19 protein-coding genes and 1 pseudogene are annotated in these 17,778 nt (G+C 68.8%); 8 read left to right on the forward strand and 12 right to left on the reverse strand.

Going from position 1 to position 17,778, the window contains the following annotated elements:
* Positions 1 to 8 precede the first annotated feature (8 nt).
* Both AB0L95_RS36290 and glyA read right to left on the reverse strand, forming a co-directional pair.
* Positions 9 to 1,229: a sarcosine oxidase subunit beta family protein gene (locus tag AB0L95_RS36290; protein WP_365169667.1), complete on the reverse strand. Its 1,221-nt coding sequence runs from the start codon at positions 1,227 to 1,229 to the stop codon at positions 9 to 11.
* On the reverse strand, positions 1,226 to 2,542 hold the full coding sequence (gene glyA, locus AB0L95_RS36295; RefSeq protein ID WP_365169670.1) for a serine hydroxymethyltransferase: 1,317 nt from the start codon (positions 2,540 to 2,542) through the stop codon (positions 1,226 to 1,228). Before glyA ends, AB0L95_RS36290 begins: the two co-directional genes overlap by 4 nt.
* Positions 2,543 to 2,641: 99 nt before the next feature.
* Here glyA and AB0L95_RS36300 point away from each other — a divergent pair, with 99 nt between their 5' ends.
* Entirely contained in the window at positions 2,642 to 3,307 is a 666-nt protein-coding gene (locus AB0L95_RS36300; RefSeq protein WP_365169673.1) for a GntR family transcriptional regulator, read from the forward strand.
* Between the two features lie 75 nt (positions 3,308 to 3,382).
* Here the strand turns inward: AB0L95_RS36300 and AB0L95_RS36305 are convergent, their stop codons facing one another.
* From AB0L95_RS36305 to AB0L95_RS36330, 6 genes are all read right to left on the reverse strand, one after another.
* On the reverse strand, positions 3,383 to 4,168 hold the full coding sequence (locus AB0L95_RS36305; RefSeq protein WP_365169676.1) for an alpha/beta hydrolase: 786 nt from the start codon (positions 4,166 to 4,168) through the stop codon (positions 3,383 to 3,385).
* Between the two features lie 289 nt (positions 4,169 to 4,457).
* Complete coding sequence (locus AB0L95_RS36310) at positions 4,458 to 5,372, reverse strand: AraC family transcriptional regulator (RefSeq protein WP_365169679.1); 915 nt, start codon at positions 5,370 to 5,372, stop codon at positions 4,458 to 4,460.
* A 423-nt stretch (positions 5,373 to 5,795) separates the two neighbouring features.
* Positions 5,796 to 6,269 carry a carboxymuconolactone decarboxylase family protein gene (locus AB0L95_RS36315; RefSeq protein ID WP_365169682.1) on the reverse strand — a complete coding sequence of 158 codons (474 nt, stop codon included), beginning with the start codon at positions 6,267 to 6,269 and terminating at the stop codon, positions 5,796 to 5,798.
* Between the two features lie 164 nt (positions 6,270 to 6,433).
* A complete protein-coding gene (locus AB0L95_RS36320; RefSeq protein ID WP_365169685.1) occupies positions 6,434 to 7,054 on the reverse strand; it encodes a DUF5134 domain-containing protein in 621 nt (206 codons plus the stop codon).
* Between the two features lie 69 nt (positions 7,055 to 7,123).
* Positions 7,124 to 7,495 carry a cupin domain-containing protein gene (locus AB0L95_RS36325; protein WP_365169687.1) on the reverse strand — a complete coding sequence of 124 codons (372 nt, stop codon included), beginning with the start codon at positions 7,493 to 7,495 and terminating at the stop codon, positions 7,124 to 7,126.
* A gap of 258 nt (positions 7,496 to 7,753) precedes the next feature.
* Positions 7,754 to 8,176: a helix-turn-helix domain-containing protein gene (locus tag AB0L95_RS36330; protein ID WP_365169690.1), complete on the reverse strand. Its 423-nt coding sequence runs from the start codon at positions 8,174 to 8,176 to the stop codon at positions 7,754 to 7,756.
* An 87-nt stretch (positions 8,177 to 8,263) separates the two neighbouring features.
* On the opposite strand from AB0L95_RS36330, the gene AB0L95_RS36335 reads away from it, so the two are divergent.
* Positions 8,264 to 9,166 (forward strand): NAD(P)H-binding protein, encoded by a 903-nt coding sequence (locus tag AB0L95_RS36335; protein WP_365169693.1) that lies wholly within the window; start codon positions 8,264 to 8,266, stop codon positions 9,164 to 9,166.
* A 287-nt stretch (positions 9,167 to 9,453) separates the two neighbouring features.
* Here the strand turns inward: AB0L95_RS36335 and AB0L95_RS36340 are convergent, their stop codons facing one another.
* Complete coding sequence (locus tag AB0L95_RS36340; protein ID WP_365169696.1) at positions 9,454 to 10,473, reverse strand: aldo/keto reductase; 1,020 nt, start codon at positions 10,471 to 10,473, stop codon at positions 9,454 to 9,456.
* Between the two features lie 155 nt (positions 10,474 to 10,628).
* Here AB0L95_RS36340 and AB0L95_RS36345 point away from each other — a divergent pair.
* Positions 10,629 to 11,233, forward strand: a pseudogene (locus AB0L95_RS36345) (helix-turn-helix domain-containing protein).
* A 64-nt stretch (positions 11,234 to 11,297) separates the two neighbouring features.
* Here the strand turns inward: AB0L95_RS36345 and AB0L95_RS36350 are convergent.
* Positions 11,298 to 11,648, reverse strand: a complete 351-nt coding sequence (locus AB0L95_RS36350; protein WP_365169699.1) for an NAD-dependent epimerase/dehydratase family protein — start codon at positions 11,646 to 11,648, stop codon at positions 11,298 to 11,300.
* A gap of 228 nt (positions 11,649 to 11,876) precedes the next feature.
* Positions 11,877 to 12,497, reverse strand: coding sequence for a TetR/AcrR family transcriptional regulator (locus tag AB0L95_RS36355; protein ID WP_365169702.1), 621 nt, complete (start codon positions 12,495 to 12,497; stop codon positions 11,877 to 11,879).
* Positions 12,498 to 12,667: 170 nt separating this feature from the next.
* Here AB0L95_RS36355 and AB0L95_RS36360 point away from each other — a divergent pair, with 170 nt between their 5' ends.
* Genes AB0L95_RS36360 through AB0L95_RS36370 form a run of 3 tightly spaced genes read left to right on the forward strand, consistent with a single transcriptional unit; the run spans position 12,668 to position 15,425 of the window.
* Complete coding sequence (locus tag AB0L95_RS36360; RefSeq protein WP_365169705.1) at positions 12,668 to 13,126, forward strand: cupin domain-containing protein; 459 nt, start codon at positions 12,668 to 12,670, stop codon at positions 13,124 to 13,126.
* A 56-nt stretch (positions 13,127 to 13,182) separates the two neighbouring features.
* A complete protein-coding gene (locus tag AB0L95_RS36365; protein WP_365169708.1) occupies positions 13,183 to 13,989 on the forward strand; it encodes an alpha/beta hydrolase in 807 nt (268 codons plus the stop codon).
* 17 nt (positions 13,990 to 14,006) lie between these two features.
* A complete protein-coding gene (locus AB0L95_RS36370) occupies positions 14,007 to 15,425 on the forward strand; it encodes a DHA2 family efflux MFS transporter permease subunit (RefSeq protein ID WP_365169711.1) in 1,419 nt (472 codons plus the stop codon).
* A 134-nt stretch (positions 15,426 to 15,559) separates the two neighbouring features.
* Here AB0L95_RS36370 and AB0L95_RS36375 read toward each other — a convergent pair whose 3' ends face one another.
* A complete protein-coding gene (locus tag AB0L95_RS36375; protein WP_365169714.1) occupies positions 15,560 to 16,549 on the reverse strand; it encodes a helix-turn-helix domain-containing protein in 990 nt (329 codons plus the stop codon).
* 531 nt (positions 16,550 to 17,080) lie between these two features.
* On the opposite strand from AB0L95_RS36375, the gene AB0L95_RS36380 reads away from it, so the two are divergent.
* Together AB0L95_RS36380 and AB0L95_RS36385 are read left to right on the forward strand one after the other, a co-directional pair.
* Entirely contained in the window at positions 17,081 to 17,227 is a 147-nt protein-coding gene (locus tag AB0L95_RS36380) for a hypothetical protein (RefSeq protein ID WP_365169717.1), read from the forward strand.
* A gap of 103 nt (positions 17,228 to 17,330) precedes the next feature.
* On the forward strand, positions 17,331 to 17,657 hold the full coding sequence (locus AB0L95_RS36385; RefSeq protein WP_365169720.1) for an ester cyclase: 327 nt from the start codon (positions 17,331 to 17,333) through the stop codon (positions 17,655 to 17,657).
* The last annotated feature ends 121 nt before the right edge of the window (positions 17,658 to 17,778 follow it).

Below are 17,778 nucleotides of genomic sequence, written 5' to 3' on the forward strand. Positions count from 1 at the left end.
GGAGGCTTTCAGTGGGCCACGGCTGCTGCGCCGTGTTCGTCGATCAGTGCGCCCGTCGCGAAGCGGTCGAGGGCGAAGGGGGCGTTCAGCGGATGCGGTTCGCCCGTGGCGATGGTGTGCGCGAAGGTCCAGCCGGCGGCCGGCGTGGCCTTGAAGCCGCCGGTGCCCCAGCCGCAGTTGACGTAGAGGTTCTCGACGGGAGTGGCGCCGATGATCGGGGAGGCGTCCGGGGTGACGTCGACGATGCCGCCCCAGGTCCGCAGCACGTGCGCGCGGGCGAAGACGGGAAACAGCTCGACGGCGGCGGCCATCTGCTGCTCGATCACGTGGAAGGAGCCGCGCTGTCCGTAGCCGTTGTAGGCGTCGATGCCCGCGCCCATCACCAGCTCGCCCTTGTGCGCCTGGGAGACGTATACGTGTACGTGGTTCGACATCACCACGGTGGGGTGCACCGGCTCGTGCAGCTCGGAGACCAGTGCCTGGAGCGGATGGGACTGCACCGGCAGCCGGAAGCCGGCCAGTTGGGCCAGCACGCTGCTGTGCCCGGCGGCCGCGAGGCCGACGCGGCCGGCCAGGACGCGGCCCCGGTTGGTGTCCACGCCCACGACGCGGTCGCCGTCCTTGAGGAAGCCGGTGACCTCGCAGCCCTGGATCAGATCCACGCCCAGTTCGTCGGCCCGGCGAGCGAGCGCCCAGGCGACGTGGTCGTGCTTGGCGATGCCCGCTCGCGGCTGGAAGGTGCCGCCGAGGACCGGATAGCGGGTGCGAGGCGAGACGTTGAGGATGGGGCAGACCTTGGCGACTTCGTCCGGTTCCAGCCACTGTGCGTCGACTCCGTTGAGGCGGTTGGCGTTGACGCGGCGCACTCCCTCACGCACGTCCTGAAGGGTGTGCGCGAGGTTCAGGACGCCGCGCTGGCTGAACAGGAAGTCGTAGTCCAGCTCTTGCGGGAGCCCTTCCCAGAGTTTGAGGGCGTGCTCATAGATCGCCGCGCTCTGGTCCCACAGGTAGTTGGAACGGATGATGGTGGTGTTGCGTGCCATGTTGCCGCCGGCCAGCCAGCCTTTCTCCAGGACGGCGACGTTGGTGATGCCATGGTTCCTGGCGAGGTAGTAGGCGGTGGCGAGGCCGTGGCCTCCCGCGCCGACGATGACGACGTCGTACGACGAGCGCGGCTCGGGATTGCGCCAGAGGAAGTCCGGGTGCTCCGGCAGCGGCGTGGTCGTCATTCCGCGCCTCCGTTCAGGTGGGGATACAGGGGGAACGCGGCGGCGAGCTTCTCGACCCGGCCGCGCAGCAGGTCGGCACGCTCGTCAACGAACTGCTCGTCCTGCAGTGCCTGGGCGACGATGTCGGCGACCTCCCGGAACTCCGCCGCGCCGAAGCCCCGGGTGGCCAGGGCCGGAGTTCCGATCCGCAGCCCTGAGGAGACCATGGGCGGGCGGGGGTCGAACGGCACCGCGTTGCGGTTGACGGTGATGCCGATGCGATGCAGCCGGTCCTCGGCCTGCTTCCCGTCGAGCGCGGAGTTACGAAGGTCGACGAGGACCAGGTGGACCTCGGTGCCACCGGTCAGCACCGTGATCCCGGCCTCCGCCACATCGTCGGCCAGCAGCCGTCCGGCGAGGATGCGGGCGCCGTCCAGGGTGCGCTGCTGGCGCTCCTTGAACTCCTCGCTCGCCGCCACCTTGAAGGCCACCGCCTTCGCCGCGATGACATGCTCCAGCGGGCCGCCCTGCTGGCCCGGGAACACCGCGGAGTTGATCTTCTTGGCCAGATCGGCACGGCTGAGGACCACACCGCCGCGCGGGCCGCCGAGGGTCTTGTGCGTGGTGGTCGTGACGACGTCGGCGTACGGCACCGGGCTGGGATGGAGGCCCGCGGCCACCAGCCCGGCGAAGTGGGCCATGTCCACCATCAGATAGGCGCCCGCCTCGTCGGCGATCCGCCGGAACGCGGCGAAGTCCAGTCGGCGGGGGTACGCCGACCAACCCGCGACGATCATCTTGGGGCGGTGGGCGAGTGCGAGCTGTTCGACCTCGTCCATGTCGATGCGCATGTCGGACTCGCGCACGTGGTACGGCACGACGTTGTAGAGCTTGCCGGAGTAGTTGATGCGCATGCCGTGCGTCAGGTGACCGCCGTGCGCCAGGTCGAGGCCGAGGATCGTGTCGCCGGGCTTCAGCAGCGCGAACATCGCGGCCGCGTTGGCCTGGGCGCCCGAGTGCGGCTGCACGTTCGCGGCCTCGGCGCCGAACAGTGCCTTCACCCGGGTGATGGCCAACTGCTCGATGACATCGACGTGTTCGCAGCCGCCGTAGTAGCGGCGGCCCGGGTAGCCCTCGGCGTACTTGTTGGTCAGTACCGAGCCCTGGGCCTCCATCACGGCGGCTGGAGCGAAGTTCTCCGAGGCGATCATCTCGAGCGTGGACTGCTGGCGGTGCAACTCGGCGTCCACGGCGGTGGCGACGTCCGGATCGAGTTCGTCGAGCGGGAGGGAGAGGGAGAAGGCGGGCGTGGTGAGCGGCGGGTTCGTTGCCATCTGTGCACCATCCTGGGAGCCATCTAATGCTCAACTGATATATCAGTCGGATCCTGCGGTACGGTATGGGAGCTTGCTGGACAGGTCAAGGGGGCTTTCATGGAGCAGGCGGCGACCGACCTCACGGGCGAGGAGCTGTCCCTCGCGGAGCGCGCCTACCGCGCCATTCGCGACCGGCTCGTCATGCTCGAGATCCGTCCCGGTGCGCCGATCAACGAGGAGCAGCTGGCGCAGTCCCTCGGCGTCGGACGCACGCCGGTGCGCGAGGCCCTCAAGCGGCTCCAGTACGAGCGCCTGATCACGACCTACCCCCGACGCGGAACCTTCGCCACCGACGTCAACATCACCGACCTGGCCCACATCTCCGAGGTGCGCCAGGAGCTCGAGCCCCTCGCCGCCGCCCAGGCCGCCCGGCGCGCCACGCCCACGGACCGGACGACCCTGACAGCGCTACGGCGGCAGCTGAAGGCCGCGGATCCCCGTCGGCAGGACGCCGCCGGCCTTATGCACCTGGACCTTCAGGTCCACCGCGCCATCTACGCCGCCACGCACAACCCGTATCTGGAAGACACTCTCGTTCGCCACGACAACCTCGCCACCCGCATCTGGTGCCTGTTCGTCGACCGTCTCTCCGACATGGCCGGTCATGTCGGAGAGCACGGACCGCTGATCGAGGCGATCGTCGTCGGCGACCCAGAGAAGGCTGCCCGGCTCGCTCGTAGCCATGTCGAGGGCTTCGAACAGGCCATTCGCGAGGCCATCTGAAGACGCGGTCCGAGTGGACGACTTCGCAGGTTCCTCTGGGGGCCGGCCGTCCGGGGCGTCGGTCAGCCGCTGGCATCAGGCGTGCCGGCGCAGGAACTGCGCAAGCTGCGGGTTCACCTGGCCAGGGTGGGTGAGGTTGGGGGTGTGGCCCGCGCCAGGCACTGTCAGAAGCTCGTCGGCGCCGGGAATCTTGCTCTGCAGCATCGCACCCAGCGCATGCGGGATGGGCTGGTCGGCCTCACCGTGCACCACGAACGTGGGCACGGTGATCTCACCCAGCCGGTCGGTGATGTCATCCACCCCCGTCAGCACGGTGACGGCATCGGCCAGCCGCTCGCGAGGCTGCGCCTTCCATCTCGCCAGCCACTCGTCATGGATCTCGGGCTTGCCCAGCAGCATGCCCAGCAGCACCGGTGCAACCGCCTCCGGCCCCGCAACCCGGAGACCCTCGGACATGCCCCGCATCTGCTCCAGCGCCTCCGGCGGCCAGGCAACGGATGCGGTGTCCACCAGCACCAGAGCGTTCACCCGCTCCGGAGCGCGCAGCGCGGCACGCATCGACAGGAAACCGCCCTGGGAATGGCCCACCAGCGTCGCCCGCTGAGCACCAAACGCGTCCAGCAGACCGATCAGGTCGTCAGCCGAGTCCCAGTAGCTGTAGATCCGGCCGTCATCCTCCGTCGCCCCGTGCAGACGCTCGTCCCATGTCACACACCGGAACTCACTGGACAGCGCCTCGACCTGCGGCGCCCACATGTCGTGATCCATGAGGTTGCCGTGGCTGAACACCACGACCGGGTCCTCACCACCACTGTCCTCGAAATACAGGCGCGCACCGTTCACCGTCGTCGCGTACGGCATGGTCATTCTCCTCCACTGCTGAAAGCGGCACCGCCTTGCGGCTCCTCCACACACCGCCTGGCTAAGGGCCAGCTGACATGCTTCAACAGTCACATGTCACAGCACACAGAACGAGGTACGACGATGACACCGCATGGTGAGAATTGGACTCCCCACGGACCGGCACACAGTGCGTTTCCGTACTGCGGTCTGCCTGTACCAGGAGTCGCTCGGCGCCTCCGCGGAGAGTCCTCGCCGTAGGGCCCGAACCGACCGGTGCGGTGTGCGGGGCCGCCCCGCAATCCGGCATTTACCGTGGGCCCGGTGTTCCGCCGCGGGCCGCACTCCGGAAGGCGATCGGGGCCTGACCGGTGCGCTGTTGGAAGAACTTGCCGAAGTTGGTGGCGCTGGAGAAGCCGAGCCGCGCGGCGATCCGGGTGGCGGGCTGGTCGCTGTGTGCGAGCAGTCGCTTCGCTTCCAGAACGACCCGGCGGTCGATGTATTCCTTCGCCCCGACACCAGCGGCGGCCAGAGTGGCGCGCGACAGGGTGCGAGGCGAGTAGCCGAGGGCCTGGGCGTAATCGTCCAGTCGGCGCGTGCGAGCGAAGTCGCGCTCGACCGCGTCCCGGAAGCGCACGTAGGTCTCGCCGGGCTCCTGGGCAGGGCTGCCGACGGGAGAGGTGAGGTGAGTGAGGCGCAGGACGAGGACGGCCAGCAGATGGCGCAGCACCGAGAGATGAACCTCCAGGGATTGCTGTCTCTGAGACCGGAACTCTGCCTCCAGATGCCCGGCAGCCTCGCGCAGGGCGTCGCTGTCCTCGGCCACCGGGATCTGGGCGACCGGTGCGTAGGGATCGTCCACGCGAGCGACGGCCGCCGTGGCCCGATCCAGGAAGCCGGGCTGGAACAGGATCAGCGTCCCCTCAGCCTGGCTCAGCTCGCCCCATTGATGCACCTGGCCGGGTCTGACCCACAGCCACGCTCCGGGCTTCAGGGCGTAACCAGTGAAGTCGACGGTGTGCCACAGGGAGCCGCTGGTGAGGGTGATCAGATGGTGGAAGTCCGGCCGCTGGGGGCGCATCAGACCGCTCTTGCCCATGCGGACACGGGCACGCTCGGCGAGCTCGGCCAGGGACATCACCTCCACTCCGGCGGGGGTGCCGGCCGGAGTCGAGAACCCGACCTGGGTGATCTCGCGCGAGGGCACGTGTCCGTTTCCTACCATGATTGATCCACGGTATACCCGACGGAGAGTTGATCTCCCTTCGTACATCGAGAGGGCGGACCTCAGGGGGACGACGCACCGGTGACGGAAAGAGGCAAGGGTGCCGACGACCGGAACATCGCCGGCGCTGACCTCAGGTTGGAGTGCGCTCGATGACGTTGCTGGTCTCGCGGGACCACTGCAGTGACCTCCCGGCCCTCTACGAGGGCCGGGCACCACTCGACGCCGCCTGAGCCGGCCGCAGGGTGATCACGGCTGCCGTCGCGACGCCATCGTCTGGCGCACGAGCGCATCCAGGGGGTCCGCCAATGTCGGCGAACCCCCTGGATGACATGTGCCGCGCCGCGAAGAAACAGGCAAAGCCGCCTCACGGATCAGTCGAGTCGGCCCGGGCCAGGACCGACCGGGCCGGCCAACCCTGGCTCAGCCGAACTGGCCCACCTGATAGTTGCCGGCCGGCTCCCTGACAATGATGTTGATCCGGTTGTAGCTGTTGATGATCGCGATGAGGGACGTCAGCGCAACGAGTTGGTCCTCGTCGAAGTGCTTGGCGGCGTTGGCCCAGGCCTCGTCGGTGACCCCACCGGCCGCGTCCGCGACGCGGGTACCCTGCTCGGTCAGTTCCAGCGCGGCGCGCTCGGCCTCCGTGAAGAGCGTCGCCTCCCTCCAGGCGGCGATCAGGTTGAGCCGCACCGAGGTCTCCCCGGTGTGGGCCGCCTCCTTGGTGTGCATGTCGGTGCAGAAACCGCAGCCGTTGATCTGGCTGGCACGGATCTCCACCAGATGCTGAATGGTGGCCGGCAACGTCGAGTCCGCCAATGCCTTGCTGGCCGAGTAGAGGTGCTTCACCACCTTGGCCCCGAGGGGATTGCCGTAGTAGTTGAGGCGCGAATCCATGGGATCTCCTACAATAACCGAGTCGCAGTGACACACCCTTGACCGGGCAGCCCGACAAGGTGTGACACCGAAAGCTCTGTGATGTGGGTTACCGCGGCAATGTCATCGCGCGCGTCACGATCCGCGACCCGATGACGCCGCATGTCGAGATCCGCGGACGGCAGTCAGCAGTGCATGACCAGCATGATGGCTGTGCCCAGGGCCATCGATCCGTGCCAGAAGTGGTTGCAGGGCCCGCACATGCTGGTGGAGACGTGCACGGTGCCCGAAGCTCCGCGCAGCGTGGGCATGTCGCGGGTCAGCGAACGAAGAGCGCACGCGAGGAGGTACAGCGCCAGTACTCCGGTGACCAGGTCGCCGCCCTTCGCCCCCGTGGAGTGACCGAGATGCGCGGTGTGATGCGCCGCCGAAGTGCCTTCCGCCAAGATCTCGTGCCCTGGGCCCGCCGTGAGGTACGTCATCCAGGCCATCGCGGCCATACCGGCCGCGTGTGGCAACCTCCGTGCGATGTCGACCAGTCCGGACTCCTGAGAACGTCTGAACGCGGTCAGCGGGAACCACAGTGTGGCGGCGGCGAAGAAGACTGTCTGCGGCAGCTCCGGCAGCATGTGCCCCCAGGTCCACGGCATTACCCTCATGGCCAGGGCCATGACCGTGTCCAGGAGGTGGTCCACTCGGCTGCGCCACCCGGAACTCCGTGCCAAAACGCCGTGGTGCAGCCCGTGCGCGCCCGCGGCCGCGAACAGCGTCGTCAGCATCCAGTGCACGACGTCAGCGGCGCTCATGCCTCTTCGCCCCCTCCCCCGGAGCGGACGAGCCCCGTTGCCATCCCGCTCCTACGAGCCGGGGGCAGGTCAATCCGTGGGCCGTGGGGCGCGCAGGTAGGCCCGCTTCTCCAGTTCCTCCTTGTCGACCAACGTGAGCATCGGCTGGCCCGGCGCGCACATCATGGTCACGACGAAGCGGGTGCGCGCGTCAGCCAGCGCGTTGCCGTCCTGGTAATGGATCACGTCACCGCCCGGCTCCCAGAAGGTGCCGCCGGCCTCGATCACGCGCTCGGGCTCGCCCTCCAGCTCGAAACGGACCGCGCCCTCGACGACGTACCCGAACGCCGGGCCCGAATGGCGGTGAGGCGGAGTTCCCGGATCTCCGGGCTCCCACTCGACCTCAATGGTCATCGCCGAGGCACCCTCGGGAACGGAGATCGGTGCGGCGTCCTGCAGCATCTTCGCCGCCGTCTTCCACCCCTCCGACCGTGGCTGCTCGACAGTCCCGTGAACTGCGTCATTTTTCGGCATCGTGTTGCACCTCCATGAGTCGAGCTCCTTGTCAGTGATGACCAAGTGCGCGGCGAATCCGTGACATCAGGGACGGCATCGGTGTCATCACATCCGGCGCGCATCGGACCTAGTTGTTGCTGACCATGAGGTTGTGTACAGCGCATCACTGGCAACACGCTCGACGTGAGGCAACGCCGGTCCCCGTTACCGGATGTCGTGGTCAGGGTGGGCCTGGTCGTACTGGTGCCGTGCCTCGGCGATAACGGCGCGATGGGCGAGGGACCAGTCGGCGAGTGCTTTGACCAGGTGGGTCAGGCTGGCCCCGGTCTCGGTCAGGCGGTAGTCGACCTGGGCTGGGACGGTCGGATACACGGTGCGCAGGACGAGTCCGTCGCGTTCCAGCCTGCGCACGGTGAGGGTGAGCATGCGTTGGGAGATGCCGTCGATAGCGCGTTGCAGTTCCCGGAAGCGGCGTGGCCCACCGGCGAGTTCGATGATCACGAAGACCGACCACTTGTCCCCGATGCGGTCCAGGACGTCGCGGATCCCGCAGTCCGGGTGCTCTTCGTGCCCGCAGGGGTCGAGGTCGGCGGGTGCGGTGGTTACCTCGGTGTGCGTGGGTGACATCGAACTGCCGCCTTGTGGCCGGTACTTGGGCGGATAAGGATCAAGCGTAGTTACCGAAGAGAACCACGACGGAAGACTGTGACTGACATGATCCTGGTGACCGGTGCGAACGGGCAGCTCGACTCAGCCACACTCGCGGCACTGCATTCCCGCGGTGCGTTCGCGACGGGCGGCAGCCGCGCCCCGAGCGACGGGATGCGGCGGCTCGATTTCGACGACCCCGCCGGCATCGACCTCACCGGTGTATCGACCCTGGTGTTGATCTCTGCCGGCTATGCCGAGGACGACCAGGTCATCGGGCGGCACGCGGCCGTCCTGGACGCTGCCGTGCGAGACGGCGTCCGGCATGTCGTCTACACGAGCCTGACCGGTGCCGGTGACCACCTTGCTTTCGCCCTGGCGCACCGTGCGACCGAACAGCTCGTGCGTGCCTGCGGCCTGCCGTGGACGATCCTGCGCAACGGCCTGTATGCCGAACTCTTCGGCGGTCTGCTGATGTGGGCCGACCATGGGGTGGAGGTCGCATTCGGCGACGGCGCCCTGGCCGCGGTCCCCCGTGCGGACCTCGCCGATGCTGCGGCGATCATCGCAGCGGATCCGGCACACCACAACGGGCGCACCTACGACCTGACCGGCACGCCGATCACCGCAGCGCAGGTCGCCGACCGGCTCGGCGTCCCGCACCGGACCATCGGCGTCGGCGAGTACCGAGGCAGGCCCCTCGACGAGATGCCTGAATTGCTGCCCTTCCAGCCGCCCATGCTCGTCTCGATCGCGACAGGCATCCGGCACGGCGAGAGGTACAACCGGATCCTGGCCGAGGGGTTGCTCTACGCCTGTACCTGGCTGTCCGAAGACCAACGCCGCGAAGCGCTTGCGGTCTGGAACATCCACTACAACTACCATCGGCCCCATGGCACAACCGAAGGTCAACCGCCGGCATCCCGGCTACGCGATGGGGTAACTAACGTCCTGGCCTCCTACAGCTAGGTGTGTTGTCCGGGGACGTTTGCGACATCTACCGCCGACCGCAGGAGGCCCTCGTGTCCCACCGTGAGCAGCCGAAGCCGTGCGAGAAGACGACGACGGGCAAATCGCCGCCGGTCGTGGGCGCGGACACGGACCTGGAGGTCCTCACCACGGCCGGTGGCGGACAGGACGCGGACACGATCGCAGCGAGCGCACTCGCGGTCCTCTGCGGGTTCGTGATGTTCGAGTCGGACATGGAGGTACTTCCGTTCGGTTTCCGTACGTGGTTGGCGGGGTGGGCCCGGCGGTCAGCGACGCCGCAGCGCCGGGTCCAGCAGGGCGGGAGGAGTGTCGTTCTTCTCGTGCGCGGCCAGATCGACACCGGGGGCGACGATGGCGTCGATGGCGTCGAGCACGTCGTCGGAGAGCGCGGTGTCGGCGGCGGCGAGCTGCGAGTGCAGGTGGTCCAGCGTGCGGGGCCCGATGAGCGCGCTGGTCACAGCGGGATGCGCGGTCGCGAAGCCGAGCGCGAGCTGAATCATGGTCAGGCCGGCCTCGTGGGCGACCTCGGCCAACTGCTCGACGGCATCGAGCCTGGCCCGGTTGGAGGGGATGGCGGTGTCGAAGCGTTGCGGCATGAACGTCGAGCGACTGGTGCTGATGTCCCGGCCCTCGCGGATCGCACCCGACAGCCAGCCCGAGGCCAACGGGCTCCACACCAGCACACCGAGCCCGTACTGCTCGGTCACGGGCAGCACGTGGGTCTCGATACCGCGCTGCAGGATCGAATAGCTGGGCTGTTCGGTGATGTAACGGCCCAAGTGGTGCTCGCGGGCGGACCACTGGGCTTGCACGATGCGGTACGCCGGGAAGGTCGAGGAACCGAAGTAACGGATCTTTCCCGCACGCTGCAGGTCGGTCAACGCCGACAGCGTCTCCTCATCGCTGGTACTCGGGTCCCACCGGTGGATCTGGTACAGGTCGACGTGATCGACACCGAGACGGCGCAGGCTGTTGTCCAGCTCGGTGACCAGCCAGCGGCGCGAACTGCCGCGATGGTTGCGCTCGTCGCCCATCGGCAGGCTCGCCTTCGTGGCCAGCACGATGTCGTCGCGGCGGCCGACGATGGACTTGCCGACCAGCTCTTCGGACTCGCCGCCGCTGTACGCGTCGGCGGTGTCGATGACGTTGATCCCTTCCTCGAGAGCGGCGTCGACGATAGCGGTGACCTCGTCCTGGGTGGTGCGTCCGATCTTGCCGAAGTTCATCGCGCCGAGCGCGAGGGAGCTGACCTGCACACCGGTGCGGCCCAAGGTGCGGTACTGCATGCCTGTGTACCTCCATTGCGGGTGAAAGCGTGGTGGCGATGCATGGCTTGGCTGTCGGGCCCCTGCTCTGACATCACGAGTAAACGGAACCACGTTCCGGAACGATACGGAACATGGTTCCGCTTGACAAGCGCGGCAGCGGAGGGAGCGGCGCGGTGAACGACACCGACGAGGACGCGTGGCGCGCAGTCCAGTCCACGCGGAAGGACGCCCGGCGCAACAAGGAGACTTTGCTCGACGCGGCCGCTGCGGTCTTCGTCACGTCAGGCGTGGAAGCGCCGGTACGTGACATCGCGGCCAAGGCCGGCGTCGGGCTGGGCACGATCTACCGCCACTTCCCGACTCGAGCAGATCTCATCGTCGCCGTCCACCGGCACCAGGCCGATGCCTGCCCTCGAGCCCCGCTCTGCCGGCGACCAGCCCGACGCCTCACGCCGCCCTCGGACGGCGGGTCGACCTTTTCGTCGATTTCTTGGTCACCAAGCACGGACTCGCAGCCGCGCCGCAGACCGACAACGCCGGCTTCGAAACGCTGCACGCTTACTTCCTCGACCGCCTCCTGCCGGTGTGCACCCAGCTCCTCGACGCGGCCGCCGCCCTCGGTGAGATCCGCTCCGACCCCAACGCCTACCAACTCATGCGCGGCATCGGAAACCTCTGCACAGGCGCCGACAAGGACTCCCCCTACGACGCACGTCGGCTGGTGGAGCTCCTCGTCGCAGGACTACGCAACCGCGCTGACTGTGGCACCCGTGAATGACAGCGCCCTCGCATGAACGGCCATCTGCGCGAGTTTTGCGAGAGACCCGGTTGGCGGTAGAACGTCACGACTGCCCGAACTGCGATGCGCCGGTCGGCAGCGCCTGCCAGACCCGGGGCGGCAAGACCGCCGCAGCACCGTCCTGCATGGCCTCCGCCGCGGCGCGGTCGACATCCGCGGTGCCCTCGGAGCAGTCCGCCCCGAGGTGGATCATCCCGTAGGCCTGGCGAGCTGCCCCCCACAGGACGCCGGTGTCGGTGAGCGCGCCCGCGAGGGGGGTTGCGCCCAGGTCCGACGGGGTGCGCGCCGTGTGCTCGCCGCGCGCCGGCGCCGTCACTTCGATTCCGTGCCGAATCAGCGCCTCAACGGTGGAGCGGCCGATGCAGCCCGAGCCGCCTGCGACAAGGACCCTCATCGACCTCACGGTCCATATCCCATAGCAGTGGGAGATCCGCTGCTCCCTCCGCCCTCGCGCCGTGCCGCGTCCAGCAGGCCGGTCGGCCGGTCCCTGTGTACCCACGCCGCAAATCAGCACCTGCTACGGCGTCTGCGGCCTGATCCCGCCGAACTGGGCACACCACGCTGTTCTGCTGAAGCCCGGTGACCCGACTCAAGAACGTCACCGACACGTTCGGCACATCTCTCAAGCGGCTGTTATCTGGCTCGCGGGGACCGCCGCCTCGGTCAGCGTGGTCGCTGTCCGTACGGCGCTGCTGATGGCGGCGTCGGGGTCGAGCCTGCACAGGTCGGTGAGGGTGAACAGGGCCTCCGCACTGACGACCACCGCGAGGTCGCGCTTGAGCTGGGCGAAGGCGTCCGGATCCGTCGCCGCCAGGGTGTCCTGCAAGGGCAGGAGCGCGTGGTCGATGAGGCCGAAGCGGATGCCGGGTCTCGTAGTCGCCGTCTCGGGTCGGGTGACGGTGGCGGCGATCATCGCGCGCACCGAGCCCTGCCGGGTGAGGATGCCGCGGAGCAGGAACTCACAGGCGAAGGCGACGCGTTCGACGGGGTCGCGGGATTCCTCGACCGGCCGGAGCGCGTCGGCGGGGGCGGGCCAGGCGCCGGCCAGCGCCTCGCCGATCAGTGACGGCAGGTCGGGGAAGTAGCGGTAGGCGGTGGCCTCGGAGACCAGAGCCGCACGAGCGATGGCGGGCATGGTCACTTCGGCGCCCGTGCCGATGAGCTCGCGGGCGGCCTCGACGATCGCCGTGCGCGTGCGCTTCTTCTGGTTGCTGCGGCCGGTGTCCGTCGATGTCGTCGCCATGGGTACGTCACGCCTCCTCTTTCCTGCTCATCCCTACGGGTCCGTCATCCCCATGATACCGGTGCCCTCTCTTTGTGAGAGTGTACTTGCATGACGAGGGCGATCCATCTACTCTCCTGAGAGCGCACTCTCACAAAGAGGGTTGCGAAGGGGAGCGGGAGGGGAAAGCAATGAACGAGGTTTCCGTGGTCGGCCCGGACGGCGGCGAGACGATCCGCCTCGGCTCGACCCAGATGCGCATCCTGGAGGACGGAAGCACCACCGGACACCGGATCGGGGTCGGCGAGATCACCCTCGCTCCGCACACCCAGGGCCCGCCGCAGCATCGGCACGCCCAGCACGACGAGGGCTTCTACGTGGTCTCCGGCACTGTGCACTTCACCGTCGGGGAGACCACCCACGTCGCCCCGGCCGGGTCGCTCGCGATGATCCCGCCCGGCGCCCCGCACACCTTCGCCAACCTCGGCGACGAGCCGGCGGTGATGCTCAACACCTTCACGCCCGATCTGTACGTGCAGTATTTCCGCGATCTGCGGGACATGATCGCCGGCGGCCAGGAGCTGGACCCCGAGTCAACGGTCAAGATCATGAGCCGCTACGCCACCGTTCCCGCCACCCACTTCGCCTGACCGCCGGGGCTCCGGCCTCGCGACCCCCTTATCTCCCCCACCACTTGAGGACATCCATGACCAGCACCGTCCACACCCTCTCCCTCCCTTCCGGCGATCTCGACCTCACCATCGACGACCAGGGCCAGGGCCACCCCTTCCTGCTGCTGCACGGCGGCGGCGGTCCGCAGACAGTGGCACCATTCGCCGGGCTGCTCGCCGACCAGCGGCCTGCCAGGGTCATCGCCCCCGTCCACCCCGGCTTCGGCGGCACCACCCGGCCCGACTGGCTGACCGACGTCCCCGGCCTTGCCCGGGTCTACGCGCGGCTGCTGGAGGACCTCGGCCTCACGAACGTCGCAGTCGTCGGCAACTCCATAGGCGGCTGGATCGCCGCCGAACTGGCCCTGCTCGCCAGCGACCGCATCAGCAGCGTGACCCTCGCCAACGCCGCCGGCATCCACGTGCCCGGCCACCCCATCGCCGACATCTCCTCGATCACCCCCGCCGAACTCTCGCGGCTCGCCTTCCATGACCCTGCGAAGTTCGCCGTCGACCCGGCCACCCTCCCCGAGGCGGCCCGCGCGGTCATGGCGGCGAACCGCGCCACCCTGCAGGTCTACGCCGGGCCGCACGACATGGCCGACCCCGGCCTGCGCGAGCGGCTGGCCAAGGTCACGCACCCGGTCCTCGTCGTGTGGGGCGAAAGCGACCAGGTCATCGACGTCGACTACGGACGCGCCTACGCGACAGCGATCCCGCTGGCCCGGTTCGAACTCCTGCACCGGACCGGACACATGCCCCAGCTCGAGACTCCTGAGCAACTCCTCTCCGTGGTCTGGGACTTCGCCGACGCCTACGCCACCAGCCGGCCCAACCACTAGTCCGCAAGGAGCCGTCGGTGCCCGAACTCGCCTTCGGACGGCGACCGCTGGTGCCGGCCGTCTGTTCCCTGAGCGTTCTGCTGGTCAGCCTCGACACCACCGTCCTCAACGTCGCCCTGCCGTCGATACGGCAGGACCTGAACTCCTCAGTTTCCGGGCTGCAGTGGACGCTGGACGCGTACACCATCGTGCTGGCCTCGCTGCTGACCCTGGCCGGCTCCACAGCCGACCGGGTCGGGCGGCGACGGATCTTCCAGCTCGGCCTGGTGCTGTTCACCGGCGCCTCGGCGCTGTGCAGCCTGGCACCGACCACGGGGTGGCTCGTGACCTTCCGCATGGTGCAGGCCGTCGGCGGCTCCATGCTCACCCCAGTCGCCATGGCCATCCTCACCAACACGTTCCCGGAGCCCCGGGAGCGGGCGCGGGCGATCGGGGTGTGGGGCGGTGTCGTCGGGGTCAGCATGGCGGTCGGGCCGGTTCTCGGCGGCCTGCTGGTGCAGTCGGCCGGGTGGCGGTCGGTGTTCTGGCTCAACGTACCGATCGGCTCGGTGGCCCTGGTCCTCACCGCGCTGTACGTCCCGGAGTCCCGCGCGACCCGGGCGCGCCGACCGGACCCGGTGGGACAACTACTGGTGATGGCCCTGCTCGGCGCGTTGACGTACGCCCTCATCGAGGCCCCCGGGGAGGGCTGGACCGCGCCGCTGATCGTGGCCTGCCTGATCACCGCGGCGGGCGCCCTGGTCGGGCTCGTACCGTACGAGAATCGCCGCACCGAACCACTGATCGACCCGCGGCTCTTCCGCAGCGCGTCCTTCAGCGGGGCCACCCTGACCGCGGTCTTCGCGTTCGCCGCACTCGGCGGTTTCCTGTTCGCCAACGCCATCTATCTGCAGGGAGAGTTGGGGCTGAGCCCGCTGGAGGCCGGGCTGCGGATGATACCGATGGCGGTGCTGTCCCTGGTGTGCCCGCCGCTGTCCGGGCGGATCGTGGGCAGCCGCGGCCCGCGCGTCCCGCTGCTGCTCGCGGGGGCGGGCATCACCGCCAGCGGTGGGCTGGCCGTGCTCGTCACCCGCTCACCACACCCCTCATACGTTTTGCTGGCCCTGACCTACGCACTGTTCGGCCTGGGTTTCGGCTTCGTCAACGCGCCGATCACCGCCACGGCGGTGGCCGGTCTGCCGCGCGACCAGGCGGGAGTGGCCGCCTCACTCGCCGCGACCAGCCGACAGGTCGGCTCCTCGATCGGCATCGCGGTGATCGGCGCCGCGGTCGCCGCCGGAGCGCGGCCGGCAGCCTGGTGGATCATCGCCGGCTGCGGCTGGGCCGTCCTGGCCCTGAGCACCACGACCGCCACCCGCCGGCCCCCCGTCAGCGCCGGACCTACGCACGCCCACACCACCTCCGAGCAGCCCCACCTCAGACCGGACGCGAGCTGACCGAGTGTGATCCCGCCGCCGGGCCTAGAGCGTGGTCGACCCCGCGGCCGACGCAGCGTGGAGATTCGAGCGGCGGCTCGCCGAGGGGGTGCCTGCTCGGCGCTCGTTGCTTGTGCGTCGGTGCAGTTCGCCGCTCAGTTCCCCACCGGCATGGTCGAGCGGGCGTACTCAATAGGCGTCCGGCCGTAGTGCTTCTTGAAGGCCCGGATGAAGTGGCTGCTGTCCGCGAACTGCCAGTGGGCGGCGAGCTCGGAGACGCTCAGCCGGCCGGAGGGCGCGGTGAGGGCGAGTCGGGCCTCTTCCAGCCGTCGCCGGCGGATGTAGGCGCTCACCGACTCTCCTGCCGCGGCGAACGCCCGCTGCAGGTTGCGTACGGAGACGTTGAGTTCACGGGCCAGCATCGTCCCGGACAGCTCGGGGTCGGCAAGGTGGCTGTCCGCGAGGTCCTTTGCGGCCTGTGCGAGCGCGGGAGCCAACCGGGGTTCCGCGTCGTCGACCCGCTGCCTCGCCACCGCCTTGGCCAGCTCGATGAGTGTGCTGTGGGCGGCATGCACTCCCGCCGACCCGAGGTCGGCGACAGTTTCGTAGATCATGTTCGAGTGGGCCACCAGCAGGCGCACCTCGGCCGAGACCGCCGACCCGGTGATGCTCTGCCGTTCCCCGAGCAGTGGTTTGAGCATGGCGGCCGGCAGGACGAGGACCTTCGCCGTCGTGTCCGGGGGTGTCTCGAAGTGAAGGGGCCGTCCGATGTGGCGGAGCAGGAACTGCCCGGCCGACACGGTCTGTTCGCTGCGGGCGAGCTGCGCCCTCAACGTCCAGGAGCCGCGCTGCACGACGTACATCCGTACCTGGTCCTCGACGCCGTTGAGGGGCCCCTCGGTCCGGATGGGCGACGCGCCGTGGAGATCGGTGATAGCCACGTCCCCCACCTTGGTGGCGCGGCTCTTGACCCGGAAATCACGGGTCGTGGCCGGGCTGAAGGTCGGCAGCGGGAAGCCGTCGCCGATCTCCGTCTCCCAGCCGCTGCGGAAGAGGTCGAACGGTCGCGGCGCGGTGTCCGGGAGTGCGCAATCCCCGGAGGACGCCCCGCCTGACCCGTCGGCGTTACCTCCCGTGCTGTTCATCGACGGTCACCCCTCCGCGTTCGTCGCTCCGGCGCCGCCTGGCGCAGATGTTCTGTCCGGATGGCGCCGAGGTTCAAGCCTGTGCTGTGCCGATCTTCCTAGGCTTCGAAGGCAGGGACAACCCCCAGTCAGGCCCGGGGTAAACGCAGGAGGAGACGCTTGTGCGCCAACACAATTCCGCCCCGGCGGCCGTCATCACGGGGTGCCGGTACCAGCATCGGAGCCGCGACCGCGCTCCGGCTCGCTGTCGACAGGTACACCCTGGTGCTCGTCGGACACACTGAGCCGCCCCTCCAACAGATCACCCAGGAGGGCCCGGAGGGTGCGGAGATGCATCCCTGAGCTGCGGACGTCCGGGGCGCTCGGCTACCTGACCAAGGCCGCCACCGGCGCCCCCGACGGCCTCTTTCGCCGGACGCCCCGAGCGCCCGCGAGGCCGATGTCCTGAGCCTGATCGCCGCGGGCCACGCCAACCGCGAGACCGCCTGACTGCTCGGCGAGAGCTAAGAAAGCGACCTCACAGGAGGAGCCATGTTCATCGCCCACTACCTGGTCGGCTGGCTGGGTGTCTCGACCGGGATGGTCATAGCCTCCCTGCTGCTCCTGCGTAGGGGCGGCAAGGCCCTCCGGGGCCGCCGCATGCAGCGGTCCGGCATCGAGGCGTCCCGCTCCGAATAGGGGCCAAGGCGAAACCGCAGCGGCCGCCGGCATGCCCGTTACGGGAAGACAGACCTGGTCGGCACACGACCTGTCGGAACCATACCGAGAGAGGCGGTACGGCATGAACGAGCAAGCATCGAATACAGAGCGCATGCCGTTCTTCGTCGAGCAGGTGCAGGAGAAGGGGCGGCTCGGGCTGATTGACGAGCTCGTGCGTTCCGATTTCCGAAATCACACGGCGGAGCCGGGACAGAGGGCGGACCGGGAGGGGGTGCGTGAGACCGTGGTGGCCATGCACGAGGCGTTCTCGGGACTGCGCGTCGAGGTCCTGCACTGCGTCTGCGACGGAGACCTGGTGGCCACCCACAAGGTGTTCCGAGGGCGGCACACGGGCGCGTGGTTCGGTGTCCCGCCCTCAGGCAACCCGGTCGAGTTCAGAGTGGGTTAAGGCGCTCTCCGTCGGAGACGCGAACACACGCGCCCATGGCGCACTGGGAGTCCGCCTCTGAGTGGCTGACACCACGCACATGGCGCGCCGGGGGGCTGAGGGCCGACCGCTATTCGCGAAC

This window comes from Streptomyces sp. NPDC052036 (assembly GCF_040680495.1).
Taxonomy (GTDB): domain Bacteria; phylum Actinomycetota; class Actinomycetes; order Streptomycetales; family Streptomycetaceae; genus Streptomyces.